The sequence below is a fragment of the Streptomyces sp. NPDC002838 genome (assembly GCF_040295365.1).
GTDB lineage: Bacteria > Actinomycetota > Actinomycetes > Streptomycetales > Streptomycetaceae > Streptomyces.
The window spans coordinates 26,715-45,288 of sequence record NZ_JBEOVF010000005.1; the positions used below are offsets into that span (position 1 = coordinate 26,715).

Here is an 18,574-nt window from a genome sequence, read left to right on the forward strand (position 1 = left end):
GGCGCATACCAGATGCATATGGGTGGCCGGAGCGCATTCGGGCAACCGCCGACGACCAGTGCCCGTGGAAGCCTTCTGCGGCCTACTGTTGAGATGTGCGCCTGCCGTGCCCAGCTGCGGTTGGGGCATCCCTTTTGTTCTTGAAGGGCCCTTGAAGGACAAAAGGGAAGGGTTTTCCAACGCGGCGCCGCCCAAGGGTTGTCGGGCATCGGCCGCGTGGCGTGGGCACCGCCGGCTGTGAGAGGGACGGGAATGGAACCGACCGAGAGCGCCGCTCCGGACTCACGGCTGCGCCTGCGCCGGATGGTCGGCGCATGGCGGGAGAGCCGGCGGGCCGGGCGGCCTTCGGAGCGTCCGGGCGCGGAGGGGCGCGCCACCGGACAGTACGTGGCGGGACAGTACACGCCGGCCGAGGGCCTCGGCGCCCCGCAGCTCACGGCCGAGCGCGCTTCCGGGCTGTCCGGAGCCGAGGCCGAGCGGCACCTGTCCTGGCCCGCCCTGCCCGCGGCGACCGTCGCGGCGGCCGGGTTCGTCCTGGGCGCCGGTTTCTACCGGGCCTTCACCGGCGGCCACGCGCTCTTCCCGGCCGGCACCGTGGGCTGGTCGTTCGCTCTGCTGACCGGCATCATCGTCGGCCACCTGGTGGCGCTCGGCCGCGCCCGCTGGTGGGGCGGCACCGGCTCCGGCGCCGCGCTCACCCTCGCCGTCCTTCTGCTCTACGGCTGGGTGCCCGCCGGGATGGTCAGCCTCACCGTCGTACTGCTGGTCGGCGTGGCCCGCCGGCACCGCTGGCGACAGGGCGTCCTGCACGGCGCGGTGGACATCCTCGGCATCGGTGCCGGGGCCCTGCTGCTGGGCGCTCTCGGCCGGGTGCCGTCGGTGGAGCGCCCCTGGAACCCCGACAGCTGGACGGTCTACACCGCCTCCGAGGTGGTGCTGGTCGCGGTCGCCTACCTGGCGGTCACCCGCGCCCTGGGCTGGTATCTGCACGCCCCACGCTCCGGCCTGCCCACGGTCGCCCGCACCGCCCTGGTCAGACACGGCCTGCTCGCGGTCGCGCTGCTCGGCATCGCGCCCCTGATCTGCGTGGTCGCCGTCGCCAAGCCCATCCTGCTGCCGCTGTTCGCCATCCCCCTCATCGCCCTCGACTCCACCCTGTGGATAGCCCGGGCGCGGGCCGAGGAGCAACTGCGCGATCCACTGACCGGGCTTCCCAACCGCCAGTGGCTGCTGGAGCGCATCTGGACCGCTCTGGACGACGCCGAGCGCATCGGCGCCCGCGCCGCGCTGATGCTGATCGACCTCGACCGTTTCCGCTCGGTCAACGACACGCTGGGGCACCTGGCCGGTGACCGGCTGCTCCTCCAGATAGCCGACCGGCTCCGGGTGGCACTGCCGCGCGGTGCGGAGGCCGCACGGCTGGGCGGCGACGAGTTCGCCGTCTTACTGCCCGTCGCCGACTCCACGACCTCCGCGACCCGGGTCGCCCGCGGCCTCGTCGCCGCCCTCAGTTCCCCGCTCGACCTCGACGGCCTCACCCTCGTGCTGGAGGCCAGCGCCGGAGTCGCCGTCTTCCCCGACCACGCCCTGGACGCCGAGGGGCTGCTGCGCCGGGCGGACGTGGCGATGTACCAGGCGAAGCGGGACCGTACGGGCGTCGAGGTCTACGAGTCCAAGCGGGACTCCAACACCCCCGACCGGCTCGGACTGCTCGGCGATCTGCGCCGGGCCCTGGACGCGCACGAGGTCCAGCTGCACTACCAGCCCAAGGTCCGCTTCGACGGACAGGTGGCCGGCCTGGAGGCCCTGGTCCGCTGGGTGCACCCCGAGCGGGGCAAGGTCCCGCCGGACGAGTTCATCGCCATCGCCGAGTCGTCCGGCCTGATGCCGCATCTCACGGAGTACGTGCTGGAGACGGCCCTCGGCCAGGTCGCCGAGTGGCGCTCCCAGGGGCTGTTCGTCCCGGTCGCGGTCAACGTCTCCCCGCGCGATGTCCACACCCCCGGCTTCGCCGGCTCCGTCGCCGCGCGGCTGGCCCGCCACGGCGTCCCCGCGGGAGCGCTCCAGCTGGAGATAACGGAACACGTCCTCCTGGAGGACCCCCAGCGCGCCGCCGACACCCTCGCCGGGCTGACCGGCCACGGCGTGAAGATGTCCTTGGACGACTTCGGCACCGGCTATTCCTCACTGGTGCACCTACGGCGACTGCCGGTGAGCGAGCTGAAGATCGACCGCTCGTTCGTGGCCCGGCTGGCCGTAGACAACGAGGACGCGGAGATCGTCCGCTGCACGGTGGACCTGGCGCACTCCCTGGGCCTCCTCGTGGTCGCCGAGGGCGTCGAGGACGACGAGACCTGGGAGCGGCTGCGCGACCTGGGCTGCGACGCCGTACAGGGCTGGCTGGTCGCGGCGGCGATGCCACCGGAGGAGACGACGGCGTGGCTGCGGGCGCGGGGCTCACGGGGCTGGCAGCGGCCGCAGCGGCCGAGGGCGGCTCTGCCGGCCGCGGAGTGACTCTCCGCGGTGGCTTTCCGCCGTGGCTTTCCCACCCGCCCGCCCGTTCAGCCGAACTGAAAAGGTGCCCTCTTCTGCGGGGGTTGCCCACCGTCGGCGGCGGCCGCCGCGGCACTCCTGGCGGGCATGCCGACGCGGCCGCCTGGCTTCGCGTCGGCTTCCGCCTGGCTTCGGCCCGCCCTCGCCCCGGCTCCCGCCTGCCGCTCGGCCCCTCAGCTCGCCCCCGCCGTGAAGTGGCCGATCAGCAGGGCCGGCCTGCGTTCGTGCGCCTCCTCCGGTAGGCGGCCACTGCGCATCAGGGTCACCAGGCCGTGCAGACCCGCCCAGTACGTCTCCGTCACCAGGCCGAGGCCGTCGCAGGCGACGCCGCCTCCCTCACGATCAAGGGCCTCAGGGACGGCACCTTCGGCCTCCTGGGCCTGGCGCTGCTCGCTTTCGCCGGGGCCCGGGCCGAGGCCTGGTTCATGCTCTGCGTGGCGATCGTGCCGCTCGTCGGCACCCTGATAGTGCTGGACTGCTGTTCGCTGTCTGACGTCATCTCAAGGTGTCGCGCCACTGAAGGACGAGGCCCCTGGGAAACCGTTTCACGGGCACACGGCCCCGCCCCATAGGATTGGGGCTAGTCGGCACATTCCCGTCTGTCGCGCGACGCCTGGCACGCACGCTCGCCGCGTTGCCGAATCGTCCACGTGGCTCCGCCACGAGGACGCTCCGGCGCCTTGCGATCGCACGCACCAGACGCCGCGCGACCCGCCCTTCGGGCGGACGACGGGAATGTGCCGACTAGCCCCCGCCCCAAACCACACACTCTCACCCCAGAGGATCGCTGCATGCCTGGCATCACGCGCGAGGAGGTCGCCCACCTCGCACGGCTGGCACGTCTGGAGCTGAAGCCCGAAGAGCTCGACCACTTCGCGGGACAGCTGGACGACATCATCGGCGCGGTCGCACGCGTCAGCGAGGTCGCCGACCAAGACGTACCGCCGACCTCGCACCCGCTCCCGCTGACGAACGTCATGCGCGCGGACGAGGTCCGTCCGTCGCTCACCCCCGAGCAGGCGCTCTCCGGCGCCCCGGCCCAGGAGCAGCAGCGTTTCAAGGTGCCGCAGATCCTGGGGGAGGACTAACAACACCATGACGGACATCATCAAGCTCACCGCCGCCGAGACCGCCGCGAAGATCGCCTCCGGCGAGCTCACCGCGGTCGAGGTCACCGAGGCCCACCTGGCCCGCATCGAAGCCGTCGACGAGAAGGTGCACGCCTTCCTGTACGTCGACCGCGAGGGCGCCCTGGCCCAGGCCCGTGCCGTCGACGAGAAGCGGGCCAACGGGGAGAAGCTCGGCCCGCTGGCCGGCGTTCCCCTCGCGCTCAAGGACATCTTCACCACCGAGGGCGTTCCGACGACCGTCGGTTCGAAGATCCTCGAGGGCTGGATCCCGCCGTACGACGCGACCGTCACCCAGAAGCTGAAGGCCGCCGACGTCGTCATCCTCGGCAAGACCAACATGGACGAGTTCGCCATGGGGTCCTCCACCGAGAACAGCGCGTACGGGCCGACCGGCAACCCGTGGGACCTCACCAAGATCCCCGGCGGTTCCGGCGGCGGTTCGAGCGCCGCGCTCGCCTCCTTCCAGGCGCCCCTCGCCATCGGCACCGACACCGGCGGCTCCATCCGCCAGCCGGCCGCCGTCACCGGCACGGTCGGCGTCAAGCCGACGTACGGCGGCGTCTCCCGCTTCGGCATGGTGGCGTTCTCGTCCTCCCTCGACCAGGGCGGACCCTGCGCCCGTACGGTCCTGGACGCGGCCCTGCTGCACGAGGTCATCGCCGGGCACGACCCGCTCGACTCCACCTCCATCGACGCCCCGGTCCCGCCGGTCGTCGAGGCCGCCCGCAACGGCAGCGTCGTCGGGATGCGCGTCGGCGTCGTCCAGCAGTTCCGCGGCGAGGGCTACCAGGCCGGCGTCATCCAGCGCTTCGACGAGTCCGTCGCCCTCCTCAAGGAGCTGGGCGCCGAGATCGTCGAGCTGGACTGCCCGTCCTTCGACCTCGCGCTGTCGGCGTACTACCTGATCGCCCCGTCCGAGTGCTCCTCCAACCTCGCCCGCTTCGACGGCCTGCGCTACGGCCTGCGTACCGGCGACGACGGCACGCACTCCGCCGAGGAGGTCACCTCCCTCACCCGTGAGGCGGGCTTCGGCCCGGAGGTCAAGCGCCGCATCATGCTCGGCACGTACGCGCTGTCGAGCGGCTACTACGACGCGTACTACGGCTCCGCCCAGAAGGTCCGCACGCTCATCACGCGCGACTTCGAGAAGGCCTTCGAGCAGGTGGATGTGATCGTCTCGCCGACCACGCCCACCACCGCCTTCCCGATCGGCGAGCGCGCCGACGACCCGATGGCGATGTACCTCGCCGACCTGTGCACCATCCCGACCAACCTGGCGGGCAACGCGGCCATGTCGCTGCCCTGCGGCCTCGCCCCCGAGGACAACCTCCCGGTCGGCCTGCAGATCATCGCCCCGGCACTGAAGGACGACCGTCTTTACAAGGTCGGCGCCGCCGTCGAGGCCGCCTTCGTGGAAAGGTGGGGCCACCCGCTGATCGAGGAGGCTCCGTCGCTGTGAGTGCACTGACCAAGGCCAAGGGCTTCAAGAAGTCCAAGTCCGGCACGTACCTGTCCATCGCCGGGACCGCGTTCGGCGCGATCGGCGTCGCCAAGCGGCTCAAGAAGGCCCGCGCCGAGAAGGACACGCTGGTCCTGATCGACGCCACCGTGTCCGCCGCCGCGATCGTCACCGGCCTCGCCATCCTGTACCGCGAGCTGAAGCGGCTGGGCGACGACGACGTCCTGCTGGGCTGAGAGGGAAGTTTCACCGTGACCACCACGACCGACCTGGTGTCGTACGAGGACGCGCTGGCGTCGTACGACCCCGTGATGGGCCTCGAGGTCCATGTCGAACTCGGCACCAAGACCAAGATGTTCTGCGGCTGTTCGACCGCCCTCGGTGCCGACCCGAACACCCAGACCTGCCCCGTCTGCCTCGGCCTGCCCGGCGCGCTCCCGGTCGTCAACGCGACCGGCGTCGAGTCCGCCATCAAGATCGGTCTCGCGCTGAACTGCGAGATCGCCGAGTGGTGCCGCTTCGCCCGGAAGAACTACTTCTATCCGGACATGCCGAAGAACTTCCAGACCTCCCAGTACGACGAGCCGATCGCCTTCAACGGCTACCTCGACGTGCAGCTGGAGGACGGGGAGACCTTCCGCGTGGAGATCGAGCGCGCCCACATGGAGGAGGACACCGGCAAGTCCACCCACGTCGGCGGCGCGACGGGCCGTATCCACGGCGCCTCGCACTCGCTGCTCGACTACAACCGCGCCGGCATCCCGCTCATCGAGATCGTCACCAAGCCGATCGAAGGCGCGGGCGACCGTGCCCCCGAGGTGGCGAAGGCGTACGTCCGTGAGCTGCGCGAGCTCATCAAGGCGCTCGGCGTCTCCGAGGCCCGCATGGAGATGGGCCAGATGCGCTGCGACGTGAACCTGTCGCTGCGCCCGAACGGCACCGAGAAGTTCGGCACCCGCTCCGAGACGAAGAACGTGAACTCGCTGCGGTCCGTGGAGCGCGCGGCCCGCTTCGAGATCCAGCGGCACGCGGCCGTACTGAGCAGTGGCGGGACGATCGTCCAGGAGACCCGGCACTTCCACGAGGACACCGGGTCGACGACCTCGGGCCGCGTGAAGGAGGAGGCCGAGGACTACCGGTACTTCCCCGAGCCGGACCTGGTGCCGGTGGCCCCCACGCGCGAGTGGGTCGAGGAGATCCGCTCCGCGCTGCCGGAGCTGCCGCTGGTCCGCCGCAACCGGCTGCGCGAGGAGTGGGGCGTCAGCGCCGTCGACATGCAGGCGATCCTCAACGCCGGTGCGCTGGAGCCGATCGTCGCCACGATCGACGCCGGTGCCGACGCGGCCTCCGCCCGCAAGTGGTGGATGGGCGAACTCGCCCGCAGCGCCAACGAGTCGGGCAAGGCGCTGGACGAGCTGGCGATCACGCCGGAGCAGGTGGCCCGGGTCACCAAGCTCGTGGCTTCCGGCGATCTGAACGACAAGCTGGCCCGCCAGGTCATCGAAGGCGTCCTCGCGGGCGAAGGCACCCCGGACGAGGTCGTCGACAAGCGCGGTCTGAAGGTCGTCTCCGACGAGGGCGCGCTCACCGCCGCCGTCGACGAGGCCATCGCCGGCAACCCGGCCATCGCGGACAAGATCCGCGGCGGCAAGGTGGCCGCGGCCGGCGCCCTGGTCGGCGCGGTCATGAAGGCCACGCGCGGCCAGGCGGACGCGGCCCGCGTCAAGGAGCTGATCCTGCAGAAGCTGGGCGTCAGCGAGGGCTGAGCAGTCGATTCCGGGGGGATGCACCGTCGTACCGGTGCATCCCCCCGAGTCATGTCAGCTCACAGACGGCGGCCTACGACCCGTACGAAGCCCAGGGCGCGGCCCTCGTCGGCGCGCACCATCTCGCCGACCTCACGGGCCATGCGCCGGTGGAACTCCTCCGGACTCTCCTCGGCGACCACCTCGCACCAGAGCAGCCAGTCCTTCCAGCCGTCCGGCAGCCAGTCGGCCGCCTCGACCTCGACGGCCCCGCTGCGCGTCCAGTGGCGCCGCCACCAGTCGGCGGTGTGGAAGCACCAGAAGTCGGGCTCCCACCAGGGCTTGAGGTGCTCCGGCGGTTCCATGCCCTCCGGCTCCTCCGTCAGCGCCGGTACGACGACCCCGATCCGCCCGCCCGGCTTCAGCAGCCGGGTCAGCGTGGGCAGATACAGGTCGTTGGTGCCGAAGTACTGGTACGCGTCGATGGAGACGATCGCGTCGAAGCAGCCCTCGCCGAACGGCAGGTCGTGCGCCTCGGCGAACACGGGCAGGACGCGGTCCGCGACGCCGGCCTCGGCGATACGGGCCGCGTTCTCGTCGGGCTTCACCCACAGGTCGGCGGCGGTGACCTGGACGTCGTACTCCTTGGCGAGGAAGACGGACGTCATGGCGCGGCCGCAGCCGAGGTCGAGGACACGCGCGCCGGGGCGCAGGTCCTCCAGGCCGAGCGCGGGGGCCAGCCACTCCAGCAGCCACAGCGCGTGCGGGCCCATCTGGTTCTCGATGGTCCAGCGGGCGTCGTAGCGGTTGCTGCGCGGATAGCCGGGGTGGGTCAGACGCTCGGTGAGGCGGTCAGTCGAGGTCCCTTGTGTGATGTCTGACATCGGTGAACGGGCTCCTTGAGTCCTTCGTAGGGGAGAGAGATGCGTAGGAGCTCGGTCGGACCTTCAAACAATGCACCTGCTTCGGTCGGCGGCGATGTGCCGGAAACGACGGACGCCGGGAAGCTAGCAGCCGTGCTGCCGTCCCGCATCCGATTTGTTCAGCGGGACGCGCTACGCTCCCCCGCCATGAGCGGACGCGGTGATTCCGAGGCACCCCAGATCCACGGGGACATACAGGAGGACCACGTGGATCCGGCGCAGGACGCGCGGCGGGCCCGCTGGACGGCGGCCGGAACCGGGGCGCTGCTGGCCCTCGCGGGCCTGGCCGCGTCGACGCTCCGCTTCACCGGTTCCGCACCGACCCTCGTCCCGGCCGCCTACGCCGTCGGCGCCGCCGTATGCGCACTCGCGTCGGTCCTCGGGTCACAGGGGCGGACCAGGCGCGCCCTGTGGCTGCTGATCGCGGGGGCGATGGTGATGGCCGTGGGCGACCAGTTCGACTGAGGTGACAGAGTTGCCGTTACTGTCCTGTGATCTGGCTCCCACTGCTGTGAGTAAACCCACGAACGGCGCAAACGATCACATTCGCCTGCGAGAGTTGTCTTCGCATTGCTCATGCGTTCTTTGCGGGCCGTTCACATCATGAAGTTTCATGAACGACTGTTCCCGGTCAAAGATCCACAAATCCCCACCCTGGGAGCACGTTCGTGGCAGCCCTCGCGCGTTGGTGTGTCCGACGACGTCTCGTCGTCGTAATCCTGTGGCTCCTCGCCCTCGGCGGGGTGACCGCGGGCGCCGCCGTCGCCGGCTCCGCCTACTCGAACGACTACAAGGTCCCCGGCACCGAGTCCGGCCGCGCCACGCAGCTGCTGCAGGACGGCTTCCCGGGCCTCGGCGGCGACAGCGACACCGTCGTCTGGCAGACCAAGTCCGGCACGGTCCGCGCCGCCGACGTGGAACAGACCATGACCCGCACCCTAGACAAGATCGCGGCCCTGCCCGGCGTGGCCGCCGTGTCAGGTCCGTACGACGATCAGGGCGCGGGCCGGATCAGCGAGGACGGACATACGGCGTACGCCACGGTGACCTTCGACGATCCGGCCCAGGACATCGACGCCTCCGAGGCGCAGGCCGTGGTCGGGGCCGCGAAGGACGCCGAGACCGACGGGCTCCGGGTGGAGCTCGGCGGCAGCGCCATAGGGCTCACCGAGTCGTCCGGCGGTCACCTCGCCGAGGTGGTCGGCGTGGCGGTCGCCGCCGTGGTGCTGTTCCTCGCCTTCGGCTCGCTCGCCGCCTCGCTGCTGCCCATCGCCACCGCGCTGGTCAGTGTCGGCGCCGCGTACGCCGGGATCGTGCTGCTCGGGCACGTCATGACCGTCGCCGACTTCGCGCCCATGCTCGGCATGCTGATCGGGCTCGGCGTCGGCATCGACTACGCGCTGTTCATCGTCACCCGACACCGGCGTGGCCTGAAACGCGGGCTGTCCGTGACGGAGGCGGTCACCAACGCCGTGGCCACCACCGGACGCGCGGTCGTCTTCGCGGGTGCCACCGTTTGCATCGCCCTTCTGGGGATGCTGATCCTCCGGCTCGGCTTCCTCAACGGCGTCGCGATCGCGGCCTCGCTGACCGTCGTCCTGACGGTCGCGGCCTCCGTGACCCTGCTGCCCGCACTGCTGTCCCTCATCGGCATGCGCGCCCTCAGCCGGCGCGAGCGCAGAAGGCTGGCGGAGCACGGCCCCGAACCCGAGCTCCCGACCGGGCTCGCCGCCCGCTGGTCGGCCTTCGTCGAACGCCACCCCAAGCTGCTCGGCGCGATCGCCCTGGGCGTCATAACGGTCCTCGCCCTGCCCACCCTGGGGCTCCGCCTGGGCACCTCCGACCAGGGCAACGACCCCGAAACGTCGACCACGCGCCAGGCCTACGACCTCCTCGCGGACGGCTTCGGGCCGGGTGTCAACGGCCCGCTCACCCTCGTCACACACGTCGAAGGAGCCGAAGACAAGCTCGCCCTCGACAACCTCGACGCCACCCTCCGCACCACCGAGGGCGTCGCGTCGGTGACACCGGTGACGTACAACTCCGGTGGTGACACGGCGTACTTCTCGATCGTCCCGGAGTCGGCGCCGCAGTCCCAGAAGACCAGCGACCTCGTCGACCGGCTGCGCACCGAGGTGCTGCCGCGTGCCGAGACCGGCACCTCGCTCGACGTCCAGGTCGGCGGGGTGACGGCCGGCTACGACGACTTCGCCGACGTGATCGTCGGCAAGCTGCCCGTGTTCGTCGGCGTCGTCATCGGCCTGGGCTGCCTGCTGCTCCTGCTCGCCTTCCGGTCCCTCGGCATCCCGCTGAAGGCCGCCGTGATGAACGTCGCCGCCGTCGCCGGCGCCTTCGGCGTCGTGGTCACGATCTTCCAGTGGGGATGGGGGAGCGAGCTGCTCGGCCTGGGCCGCGCCGGGCCCATCGAGCCCTTCCTCCCCGTGATCATGGTGTCCGTCCTCTTCGGGCTCTCCATGGACTACCAGGTCTTCCTGGTCAGCCGGATGTACGAGGAGTGGCTGGAGACCGGCGACAACCGGCGGGCCGTCCGTGTCGGCCTCGCCGAGACCAGCCGGGTGATCAACTCCGCCGCGGTCATCATGATCTCCGTCTTCCTCGCCTTCGTGCTCAGCGGCGACCGCGTGATCGCCATGTTCGGCATAGCCCTCGCCGCCGCCGTCGCCCTCGACGCCTTCGTGCTCCGTACGCTGCTGGTGCCGGCCCTCATGCATCTGCTCGGCGGCGCCAACTGGTGGCTGCCGCGCTGGCTGGACCGCCGTATGCCACGCATCAGCATCGAGGCGCCCGAGAGCCGTGCCGCCCATGAGAGGCTGGCCGCCGCGACGGACGCCGAGGTGGCGGACGTCCTGGCGAAGGGGCGGGACGAACAGGATGTACGCGATATCCCTGGGTGACGGCGCCGAACTGCGCCCCCTGGAGCCGTGGCACGCCGAGGAGTTCCTCGCACACCTGGACCGGGGCCGGGAGTTCATCAACCGGTTCATCCCTTTCGGTGAGAAGGCCACGGACCTGGCGTCCACCCGGGACATGCTCCAGCGGTACGCCGACCTGCGCGCCGCCGACACCGCCTCCCTGCACGGCTTGTGGCTGGACGGGAAGCTCGTGGGCGGCGTGCTCTTCCTGAACTTCGACGCGGAGAACGCCAACTGCGAGGTCGGCTGCTGGCTGGAACCGGCCGGTACGGGACGTGGCCTGGTCACCCGTGCGATGCGGGTGCTGCTCGACTTCGCGATCGAGCGGCGCGGCATCCACCGGGTCGAGTGGATCGCGGCCGTGGGCAACCAGGCGAGCCTGAACGTGGCACGGCGCCTGGGGATGACCAGAGAAGGCGTGCGGCGGGAGTGCTATCCCCATCACGGGGTACGGCTCGACCTCGAGGTGTGGTCCATCCTCGCCCCTGAGTGGCGCGCGACACGCGCGCATGCGGCTCACAACGATCATTAAGCAACCTCTCAGACAGGATCCGTACGGTGCGGAACATGGGAACCAAGACAGCTGACGAGACCGGCGCCGAGACGGGCGCCGAGGCCACGACCGACGAGGAGAAGGTGAACGCCGGCACGATCGGCGAGGTGACGGAGACCGAGGACACGGACGCCGAGGACACGGACGCCGAGGACACGGGGGCCGAGGCCGTCGAAGTCGTCACCAAGGGCGAGGAGGCGGGAGCCTCCGGCGTCGGTCAGGGCGCGGGCGCCGTCGTCTCCGCCGCGCTGGGCCTCGTCTCGCTCACCGGCGGCTGGATCGGCACCGTCGCCGCCGCCCGCGAGACCCTCGTCGGCCAGCTGCAGACCTCGTCCTCCGCGAACGTCGCCACGCAGATCAAGGAGGTCTACGGCGACGCCTGGCAGACCACCGCGCTGTGGAGCGGCCTGTTCGCGCTGCTCGCGCTGGTCGTCGGCGTCGTCGTCCTCGCCCTGCCCGCGTTCGGCACGCCCGGCAGGCCGCAGGCCGCCTGGATCAAGTCGGTCGCCTGGGGCGGTGTCGTGCTCGGCGTCATCGGCCTGCTCCTGGCCGTCCTGAAGTACACCGACGCCCTGCTGGGACTGCCCTCCGCGGGCTGAAAGCACCGCACGTCCTGAGGGGTCTTAGGACATCCGTAAGCACCTTACGGATGTCCTGAGGCCCCTCACGCACATCTAAGGCCCCAGCGGCCTGCGAAGATGCGGAACTCTCCCGATGCGGCGGACCCACCTTGGAGACGAAGGTTGAGGCATCGCAGAAAGCGAAGTCCGAAACCGACCTTCCAAGGGACACACCATGTACGAGTACGAGATCTCGCAGTTCCGTTCCGCCGAGCTGATCCGCCGCGCCGAGTACGAGCGGCTGGCCCGTGAGGCCGTCCGCAGCCGTCGCGCCGTCCGCCGCGAGGCCGCCAGGCACGCCGCCGAGGGCGAGGTGAATACCAGCCGCCCCCGCAGGTACCGGTTCCCGCGTGCGGCGTGAGCGCCGGGGCCGGGGAGGGCAGCCGTACGGCCTTGCCCGCCCCCACGGTGACGGCCCTCCCAGGGAAAACGGGTGCCGCACTGTCGTACCCGCGTGCGATGCTCGGGCCCGTGGAGACCAGGTCCGTCAGTCCCGTGTTCGTCGGCCGCGCCGACGAGTTGGACACGCTGAACGACGCGCTCGCCCGCGCCTGCGCGGGCGAGCCGCAGGCGTTACTGCTCGCGGGTGAGGCCGGGGTCGGCAAGACCCGCCTCGTCGAGGAGTTCGCCACCGCCGCCTGCCGCCGGGGTGCCGTCGTCGCGCTCGGCGGCTGTGTCGAGATCGGCGCCGACGGACTGCCCTTCGCCCCCTTCTCCACCGCGCTGCGCGCCCTGCGCCGCGAACTGCCCGAGGAACTCGCGGACGCGGCTGCCGGTCAGGAGGAGGAGCTGGCCCGGCTGCTGCCCGAGCTGGGCGAGGCGGGCGCGGGCCGGCACGACGAGGAGGGCATGGCCCGCCTCTTCGAACTCACCGCACGGCTGCTGGAGCGGGTCGCCGCCGACCGCACGGTCGTCGTCGCCCTGGAGGACCTGCACTGGGCCGACGCCTCCACCCGCCACCTCCTCGCCTACCTCTTCCGCACCCTGCGCACCGGCCGCCTCGTCGTCCTCGCCACCTACCGCTCCGACGACATCCACCGCCGCCACCCGCTGCGGCCCCTGCTCGCCGAACTCGACCGACTGCGCACCGTCCGCCGCCTCGAACTGAGCCGCTTCAACCGCACCGAGGTCGGCCGCCAGATCGCCGGAATCCTCGCCGCCGAGCCGGACCCCGAACAGGTCGACGAGATCTTCGAGCGCTCCGACGGCAACGCCTTCTTCGTCGAGGAACTCGCCGTCGCCGCCCACGAAGGGTGCCGCGCCGGCCTCACCGACTCCCTGCGCGACCTCCTCCTGGTCCGCGTCGAAGGGCTGCCGGAGAGCGCCCAGCGGGTCGCCCGGATCGTCGCCGAGGGCGGCTCCACCGTCGAGTACCGGCTGCTGGCCGCCGTCGCCGGGCTCGCCGAGGACGACCTCATCGAGGCGCTGCGGGCCGCCGTGAACGCCAACATCCTCCTCGCCGCGCCCGGCGGCGACGGCTACCGCTTCCGCCACTCCCTGGTCCGCGAGGCCGTCGGCGACGACCTGCTGCCCGGCGAGCGCTCCCGCCTCAACCGCCGCTACGCCGAGGCGCTGGAGGCCGATCCCACGCTCGTCCCCGCCGACGAGCGCGTCATGCGCCTGGCCAGCTACTGGTACCACGCCCACGACGCCGCCAAGGCCCTGCCCGCCGTCCTGGACGCCTCCGTCACCGCCCGCCGCCGGCACGCCTACTCCGAACAACTGCGGCTCCTGGAACGGGCGATGGAGCTGTGGGACTCCGCCCCCGAGGACACACGGGCCGAGCTGCGCCCCGTCGACTACACCGAGGTCTACCCTCCGTGCGGCTGCGACCCGGTGACCACGCCCCTGCGCTATCTCGACCTGATGGCCGAGGCCGCCGTCGCCGGACGGCTCTGCGGGGAACGCGAACGCGCCCTGAAGATCACCAAGCGGGCGCTGCGGCTGCTGGAGGACGAGGGGGACTCCCTGCGAGCCGCCTGGTTCTGGATCCAGCGGTCCCGGCTGGTGCAGGCGCAGGCCCGGGGCGACGGCTGGCAGGAACTGGGCACCGCCCAGGACCTCGTACGCGGCCTGCCTCCGTCCGAGGTGCACGCCGAGGTGCTCTCCACCGTGGCCAACTGGGCGATGCTGCACGAACCCGGCCCCGACGCCTTCTCCGCGGCCGAACGCGCGGTGGAGTACGCCCGCATGGTCGGCGCCCGCGAGATCGAACTGAACGCGCGCCTCACGCGCGGCTGCCTCATGGTCGACGCGGGCGACGTCGAGGGCGGACTCGCCGAGCTGTACGAGGTCAAGGAGCGGGCTGTCGCGGAGGGCATGACCTACGTGGCCAGCCGCGCCCATGTGAACCTGCCTTCGGAACTCGAGGCCGTCGGCCGTTCACGGGAGGCGGTGCCCATCCTCGAGGCCGGCATCGCCTACACCCGGAAGTACGGCCAACTGGACTCCGAGGCCTGGGCGTGGGGCAACCTGTCCGACTCCCTGTACTCGCTGGGCCGTTGGGACGACGCCGCCGAGGCCGCGGCGAACGCGCTGCGGGTGGGACACAGCGCCAAGCCCCAGGGCGCCGGCGCACTGCGCCTGGCCAACCTCGCCCTCGTCCGGGGCGACGTGGCCGGGGCCGCCGCCCACCTGGCCACCGCCCGGGCGCACTACGGCACCCACGACCCCATGCCACAGCAGGCGCTCCCCCTCGCCCGGATCGTGATCGGCGTGGCCGCGGGGGAGGGCCGCCTGCTCGACGCCCGCGCCGAACTGGAGCGGGTCCTCGACGCCGGCTTCCCGCCCGGCACCCAGCGCTACGGCTGGTCGGTCCTGCTGGCCGCCGCGCTCGCCGAGGCCGACGCACGCGATCTGCCCACTGCGGAGGAAGGCCGGGCCGCCGCCCTCGACCGCATCCTCGCGGCCGTCAAGAAGCTCACCACGGGCGCGCCCGTCTGGCTCGCCGTCGAGAAGTGGGTCAACGCCGAGGTCCAGCGGGCAGAGGGCCAGGACACCCCTGAGCGGTGGTCGGAGGTCGTCACCGCCTTCGAGGCCCTGGACCATCCCTACGACCTCGCCCGCGTCCGGCACCGGATGGCCGAGGCCCTGCTGGCGGGCGGGGGCGAGCCCGAGCGGGCCCGGGCCACGGAACTGCTCCGCCTCGCCCACGCCGTCGCCGAGCACCTCGGCGCACGTCTCCTCGCCGAAAACGTTGCCCGGCTCGCCCAGCGCGCCCGCCTCACCCTGACCGGCAGCCGGCCCTCCATCCCGGACGACCCGGCCCGGACCCTCGGCCTCACCGGCCGAGAACGCGACGTCCTCCGCCTGGTCTCCGCCGGCCGCACCAACCGCCAGATAGCCGAGGAACTCTTCATCTCCCCGAAGACGGCGAGCGTCCATGTCTCCAACATCCTGGGCAAGCTCGGCGTCTCGGGGAGGGGAGAGGCGGCGGCGGTGGCGCATCGGCTGGGGTTGTTTCCGCCGGGGGCGGAAGAGCGGGTGGGCGCGGGATGATGGAGAAGGCCACCTGGCGCGCAGGACGACCTCTCAGTGACTCACCTCCGGCACTCGCTGATCAACGACGCATCGGCGCCCGTAGCCACGCAGCATGGGAAGGAAGCCATGTTCAACGTCTTCGAGGAACTGTTCTCCCCCGGCCGCAAGCACACCCGTGACGAGAAGAAACGCCTTGAGCTGACCCGCGTGGACGTCGGGGACGGCGATCCCGGGCGCGGGCCGATAGATCTCGCGTCCGGGATCGTCGTCGTACGGCCGCCGAAGCCGGACGAAGAAGGCTTGGACGAAGAAGGCTTGGACGAAGAAGGCTTGGACGAAGAAGGCCCCGACGAGGGAGACTCCCCGCAGAAGTGAGGGGCGGCGCTAGGGCCTAGCTGACCTGCACCTCCAGAATCCGGTCGTCCCCGTCCTGAGGGTCTCCCCGGCCGTCCGTGTTGCTGGTCACCAGCCACAGCTTGTCGCCGCCGGCCGGCGCCACCGTGCGCAGGCGGCCGTACTCGCCCTGGAGGAAGGCCTGCGGATCCGCCGAGGCCGCGGTGCCCTTCAGGGGGATGCGCCACAGACGCTCGCCCTTCAGGCCCGCCATCCAGATGGAACCCTCGGCATAGGCGATGCCGCTGGGGGAGGCCTCGTCCGTGCCCCACTGGGCCAGCGGGTTGTGATACTCGGCGTTGCTCGACTTGCCCTCGGCCTCCGGCCAGCCGTAGTTGTCGCCCGGCTTGATCGCGTTCAGCTCGTCCCAGGTGTCCTGGCCGAACTCCGCGGCGAACAGGCGCTGTTTGCCGTCCCAGGCCAGTCCCTGCACATTGCGGTGGCCGTAGGTGTAGACAGGGGAGTCCGGGAACGGGTTGCCCGGAGCCGGTTCGCCCTCCGGGGTCAGGCGCAGGATCTTGCCGCCCAGGGAGTTCCTGTCCTGGGACAGGCCCTCCTCGCCGCTCTCGCCCGTGCCCGCGTACAGCATCTTGTCCGGGCCGAAGGCGATCCGGCCGCCGTTGTGGACGAAGCCCTTGGGGATGCCCCTGAAGATCGTGTCGGGCGCGCCCAGCTGCTCGCCGGGCGGCTTCTGCTCGTCGTACAGCATGCGGACGATGCGGTTGTCCGAGGCCGAGGTGAAGTACGCGTAGACCATGTGGTCCGAGGCGTAGTCGGGGGACAACGCGAGGCCCATCAGACCGCCCTCGCCGGCCGGTGACACCCCCGGCACCTCGCCCAGCTCGGTCTTCTTGCCCGACTCCCCGTCGACCCGCGTGACCGTCGCCTCGTCGCGGGAGGAGACGAGCAGGTCGCCGTCCGGCAGCGGGGCGAGCCCCCAGGGGGTGCTCAGGTCCTCGGTGACCGTGCGGACCACCTTCGCCGAGCCCTTGGCGGGGGCTGCCGCCTCGCCGCCCTGCCCGGCGGGCGACGACGACCCGGAGGCCGCACGACTCGGTGCGGCGCTGTTGCCGCCGTCGGACGACCCCCCTCCTCCGTCGTCGGAGGAGCACCCGGCCGTCAGCAGGAGCGCGGCCGCGGCCAGCACGGCCGACACAGCTCGATGTCGCACGATCATGGTCCCTTCGACGGGCGGTCTCGCGGCACGTTCTACTTGTCATACACCGCTCGCGCCTCACAGGTTCCCGATCACCGTAATCCGATGCGAGCACGCGCCGCCGGTCGTGTCCGGGATTCCGTGCCCGCGTGGCTGGTGGCTCGCGGGATTCCGTCGGGAGCGTGCCGCCGGTCGTGTCCGGGATCCCCGCCCGCGTGGCTGGTGGCTCGCGGGATTCCGCCGCGCCCGCGCTGCCGGTTTGTGTCCAGGGTTCGGTGCCCCGCGCCCGCCGCGACCGGCCGCCGGTCGTGTCCGGGATTCCGCGCCCGCGTGGCTGGTGGCTCGCGGGATTCCGCCGAGCCCGCGCTGCCGGTTCGTGTCCAGGGTTCCGTGCCCCGCGCCCGCCGCGACCGGCCGCCGGTCGTGTCCGGGATTCCGCGCCCGCGCGGCCGGTCACTTCCGGGATCCCGCCGAGCCCGCGCCGCCCGTCACCTTCAGGATCCCCCGCCCGCGCCCCTGGTCACTCCCGCCATCCCGCCCCGACCCCGCCGCCCGTCACCCAAGGGATCCCGCCCACAACCAGGGCCCGTCACTCCCACGACCCCTGCGCCCCCGGCAAACCCGCCACCTCCGCCAGATCCTGTGCCGTCAGACGCAGCGTCGCCGCTCGGGCGTTCTCCGTCACCCAGCGCTCCTGCTTGGTCCCCGGCACCGGGACCACGTGGCGTCCCTGCGCCAGCACCCACGCCAGGGCCACCTGGGCCGGGGTGACGTCCTCGCCGTGGCGGCGGGCTATGCGGCGCAGGCCGGCCACTATCGGCTGGTTCGCGGCCATCATCTCGGCGGTGAAGCGGGGGTGGCGGGCGCGTACGTCGTCCGGTTCGAAACCCTCGCCGGGGGTGAGCGTGCCGGTCAGGAAGCCGTTGCCGAGCGGCATCGCCGCCAGGAAGCCGATGTCGCGCGCCTCGCACCAGGGCAGCAGCGACTCCCGCGCCTCCGGCGACCACACCGACAGCTCCGCCTGCACGGCGCTCACCGGGAACACCTGCTGCACCCGCCGCAACTGCCGGATCGTCGCGTCGTGCAGCCGCGTCCCGGACCGGCGGCCGCCCCGCGCGCCCATCGCGCACAGCCCCAACGCCCGTACCTTTCCGGCCCGGACGAGCTCCGCCATCGCGCCCCAGGTCTCCTCGACCGGAACCTCCGGGTCCGCCCGGTGGAGCTGGTAGAGGTCGATCACGTCGGTCTGCAGGCGCCGCAGCGAGGCGTCGCAGGCGCGCTTCACGTAGCCCGGGCGGCCGTTGGCCACGATGTGCTGCTCGCCCACCAGCAGGCCGACCTTGGTCGACACGAAGGCGTCCTGGCGGCGTTCCTTCAGCACCCGCCCCAGCAGCAGCTCATTGGTGAAGGGGCCGTACATGTCGGCCGTGTCCAGGAGCGTCGAGCCCAGGTCCAGCGCCCGGTGCACGGCCCTGAGCGACTCGTCGCCGCGCTGCCGTGATCCGCTGTACGCCCAGCTCATCGGCATGCATCCGAGTCCGACGGCTCCCACCGCGAGCGCCGCCGCGCCGATCGTCCTGCGCTCCACCTGCTCGTGACCCTCCCTCTCCAGGCCTCCCAACCTAACCT

General features: G+C 71.7%; 15 protein-coding genes and 2 pseudogenes. 13 read left to right on the forward strand and 4 right to left on the reverse strand.

From position 1 onward, the window contains the following. Window positions 1-252 precede the first annotated feature (252 nt). A complete protein-coding gene (locus ABT063_RS08735; protein ID WP_351056495.1) occupies window positions 253-2,514 on the forward strand; it encodes a putative bifunctional diguanylate cyclase/phosphodiesterase in 2,262 nt (753 codons plus the stop codon). Between the two features lie 212 nt (window positions 2,515-2,726). Here the strand turns inward: ABT063_RS08735 and ABT063_RS08740 are convergent. Further along, window positions 2,727-2,858, reverse strand: a pseudogene (locus ABT063_RS08740) (TetR family transcriptional regulator); the annotation flags it as partial. Between the two features lie 15 nt (window positions 2,859-2,873). Between ABT063_RS08740 and ABT063_RS08745 the strand changes: the two are divergent. The 5 genes and pseudogenes from ABT063_RS08745 to gatB form a co-directional block, all read left to right on the forward strand. Beyond that, window positions 2,874-3,026, forward strand: a pseudogene (locus tag ABT063_RS08745) (DUF4267 domain-containing protein); the annotation flags it as partial. 318 nt (window positions 3,027-3,344) lie between these two features. Then, window positions 3,345-3,641, forward strand: coding sequence for an Asp-tRNA(Asn)/Glu-tRNA(Gln) amidotransferase subunit GatC (gene gatC, locus ABT063_RS08750; protein WP_018531282.1), 297 nt, complete (start codon window positions 3,345-3,347; stop codon window positions 3,639-3,641). Between the two features lie 7 nt (window positions 3,642-3,648). Next, window positions 3,649-5,142, forward strand: coding sequence for an Asp-tRNA(Asn)/Glu-tRNA(Gln) amidotransferase subunit GatA (gene gatA / locus ABT063_RS08755; protein ID WP_351056496.1), 1,494 nt, complete (start codon window positions 3,649-3,651; stop codon window positions 5,140-5,142). Continuing rightward, complete coding sequence (locus tag ABT063_RS08760; protein ID WP_351056497.1) at window positions 5,139-5,378, forward strand: hypothetical protein; 240 nt, start codon at window positions 5,139-5,141, stop codon at window positions 5,376-5,378. Before gatA ends, ABT063_RS08760 begins: the two co-directional genes overlap by 4 nt. Window positions 5,379-5,393: 15 nt before the next feature. Beyond that, the gene (gene gatB / locus ABT063_RS08765) at window positions 5,394-6,908 is read left to right on the forward strand and encodes an Asp-tRNA(Asn)/Glu-tRNA(Gln) amidotransferase subunit GatB (protein ID WP_351056498.1); all 1,515 of its coding nucleotides are present in this window, start codon (window positions 5,394-5,396) and stop codon (window positions 6,906-6,908) included. Window positions 6,909-6,967: 59 nt separating this feature from the next. Here gatB and ABT063_RS08770 read toward each other — a convergent pair whose 3' ends face one another. After that, on the reverse strand, window positions 6,968-7,771 hold the full coding sequence (locus tag ABT063_RS08770) for an SAM-dependent methyltransferase (protein WP_351056499.1): 804 nt from the start codon (window positions 7,769-7,771) through the stop codon (window positions 6,968-6,970). Between the two features lie 186 nt (window positions 7,772-7,957). On the opposite strand from ABT063_RS08770, the gene ABT063_RS08775 reads away from it, so the two are divergent. From ABT063_RS08775 to ABT063_RS08805, 7 genes are all read left to right on the forward strand, one after another. Next, complete coding sequence (locus ABT063_RS08775) at window positions 7,958-8,275, forward strand: hypothetical protein (RefSeq protein WP_351056500.1); 318 nt, start codon at window positions 7,958-7,960, stop codon at window positions 8,273-8,275. A 203-nt stretch (window positions 8,276-8,478) separates the two neighbouring features. Continuing rightward, window positions 8,479-10,725 carry an MMPL family transporter gene (locus ABT063_RS08780; RefSeq protein ID WP_351056501.1) on the forward strand — a complete coding sequence of 749 codons (2,247 nt, stop codon included), beginning with the start codon at window positions 8,479-8,481 and terminating at the stop codon, window positions 10,723-10,725. Continuing rightward, window positions 10,703-11,275 carry a GNAT family N-acetyltransferase gene (locus ABT063_RS08785; RefSeq protein WP_351056502.1) on the forward strand — a complete coding sequence of 191 codons (573 nt, stop codon included), beginning with the start codon at window positions 10,703-10,705 and terminating at the stop codon, window positions 11,273-11,275. Before ABT063_RS08780 ends, ABT063_RS08785 begins: the two co-directional genes overlap by 23 nt. A gap of 26 nt (window positions 11,276-11,301) precedes the next feature. Continuing rightward, window positions 11,302-11,895, forward strand: a complete 594-nt coding sequence (locus ABT063_RS08790) for a hypothetical protein (RefSeq protein ID WP_502990784.1) — start codon at window positions 11,302-11,304, stop codon at window positions 11,893-11,895. Window positions 11,896-12,091: 196 nt separating this feature from the next. Beyond that, entirely contained in the window at window positions 12,092-12,277 is a 186-nt protein-coding gene (locus tag ABT063_RS08795) for a hypothetical protein (RefSeq protein WP_351056504.1), read from the forward strand. Window positions 12,278-12,375: 98 nt separating this feature from the next. Beyond that, complete coding sequence (locus ABT063_RS08800) at window positions 12,376-15,414, forward strand: helix-turn-helix transcriptional regulator (RefSeq protein ID WP_351056505.1); 3,039 nt, start codon at window positions 12,376-12,378, stop codon at window positions 15,412-15,414. 108 nt (window positions 15,415-15,522) lie between these two features. After that, window positions 15,523-15,771: a DUF6191 domain-containing protein gene (locus ABT063_RS08805; RefSeq protein WP_351056506.1), complete on the forward strand. Its 249-nt coding sequence runs from the start codon at window positions 15,523-15,525 to the stop codon at window positions 15,769-15,771. A gap of 16 nt (window positions 15,772-15,787) precedes the next feature. Here the strand turns inward: ABT063_RS08805 and ABT063_RS08810 are convergent, their stop codons facing one another. Beyond that, on the reverse strand, window positions 15,788-16,966 hold the full coding sequence (locus tag ABT063_RS08810) for a PQQ-dependent sugar dehydrogenase (protein WP_351056507.1): 1,179 nt from the start codon (window positions 16,964-16,966) through the stop codon (window positions 15,788-15,790). Between the two features lie 568 nt (window positions 16,967-17,534). Continuing rightward, window positions 17,535-18,533 (reverse strand): aldo/keto reductase, encoded by a 999-nt coding sequence (locus tag ABT063_RS08815; protein WP_351056508.1) that lies wholly within the window; start codon window positions 18,531-18,533, stop codon window positions 17,535-17,537. Between the last annotated feature and the right edge of the window lie 41 nt (window positions 18,534-18,574).

Excerpts from the sequence above, each read along its gene's own strand:
- ABT063_RS08735 (WP_351056495.1), top strand. The coding sequence starts at position 253 with ATGGAACCGACCGAGAGCGCCGCTCCGGACTCACGGCTGCGCCTGCGC.
- gatC (WP_018531282.1), top strand. The coding sequence starts at position 3,345 with ATGCCTGGCATCACGCGCGAGGAGGTCGCCCACCTCGCACGGCTGGCA.
- gatA (WP_351056496.1), top strand. The coding sequence starts at position 3,649 with ATGACGGACATCATCAAGCTCACCGCCGCCGAGACCGCCGCGAAGATC.
- ABT063_RS08770 (WP_351056499.1), bottom strand. The coding sequence starts at position 7,771 with ATGTCAGACATCACACAAGGGACCTCGACTGACCGCCTCACCGAGCGT.
- ABT063_RS08775 (WP_351056500.1), top strand. The coding sequence starts at position 7,958 with ATGAGCGGACGCGGTGATTCCGAGGCACCCCAGATCCACGGGGACATA.
- ABT063_RS08785 (WP_351056502.1), top strand. The coding sequence starts at position 10,703 with ATGTACGCGATATCCCTGGGTGACGGCGCCGAACTGCGCCCCCTGGAG.
- ABT063_RS08795 (WP_351056504.1), top strand. The coding sequence starts at position 12,092 with ATGTACGAGTACGAGATCTCGCAGTTCCGTTCCGCCGAGCTGATCCGC.
- ABT063_RS08800 (WP_351056505.1), top strand. The coding sequence starts at position 12,376 with ATGCTCGGGCCCGTGGAGACCAGGTCCGTCAGTCCCGTGTTCGTCGGC.
- ABT063_RS08805 (WP_351056506.1), top strand. The coding sequence starts at position 15,523 with ATGTTCAACGTCTTCGAGGAACTGTTCTCCCCCGGCCGCAAGCACACC.
- ABT063_RS08810 (WP_351056507.1), bottom strand. The coding sequence starts at position 16,966 with ATGATCGTGCGACATCGAGCTGTGTCGGCCGTGCTGGCCGCGGCCGCG.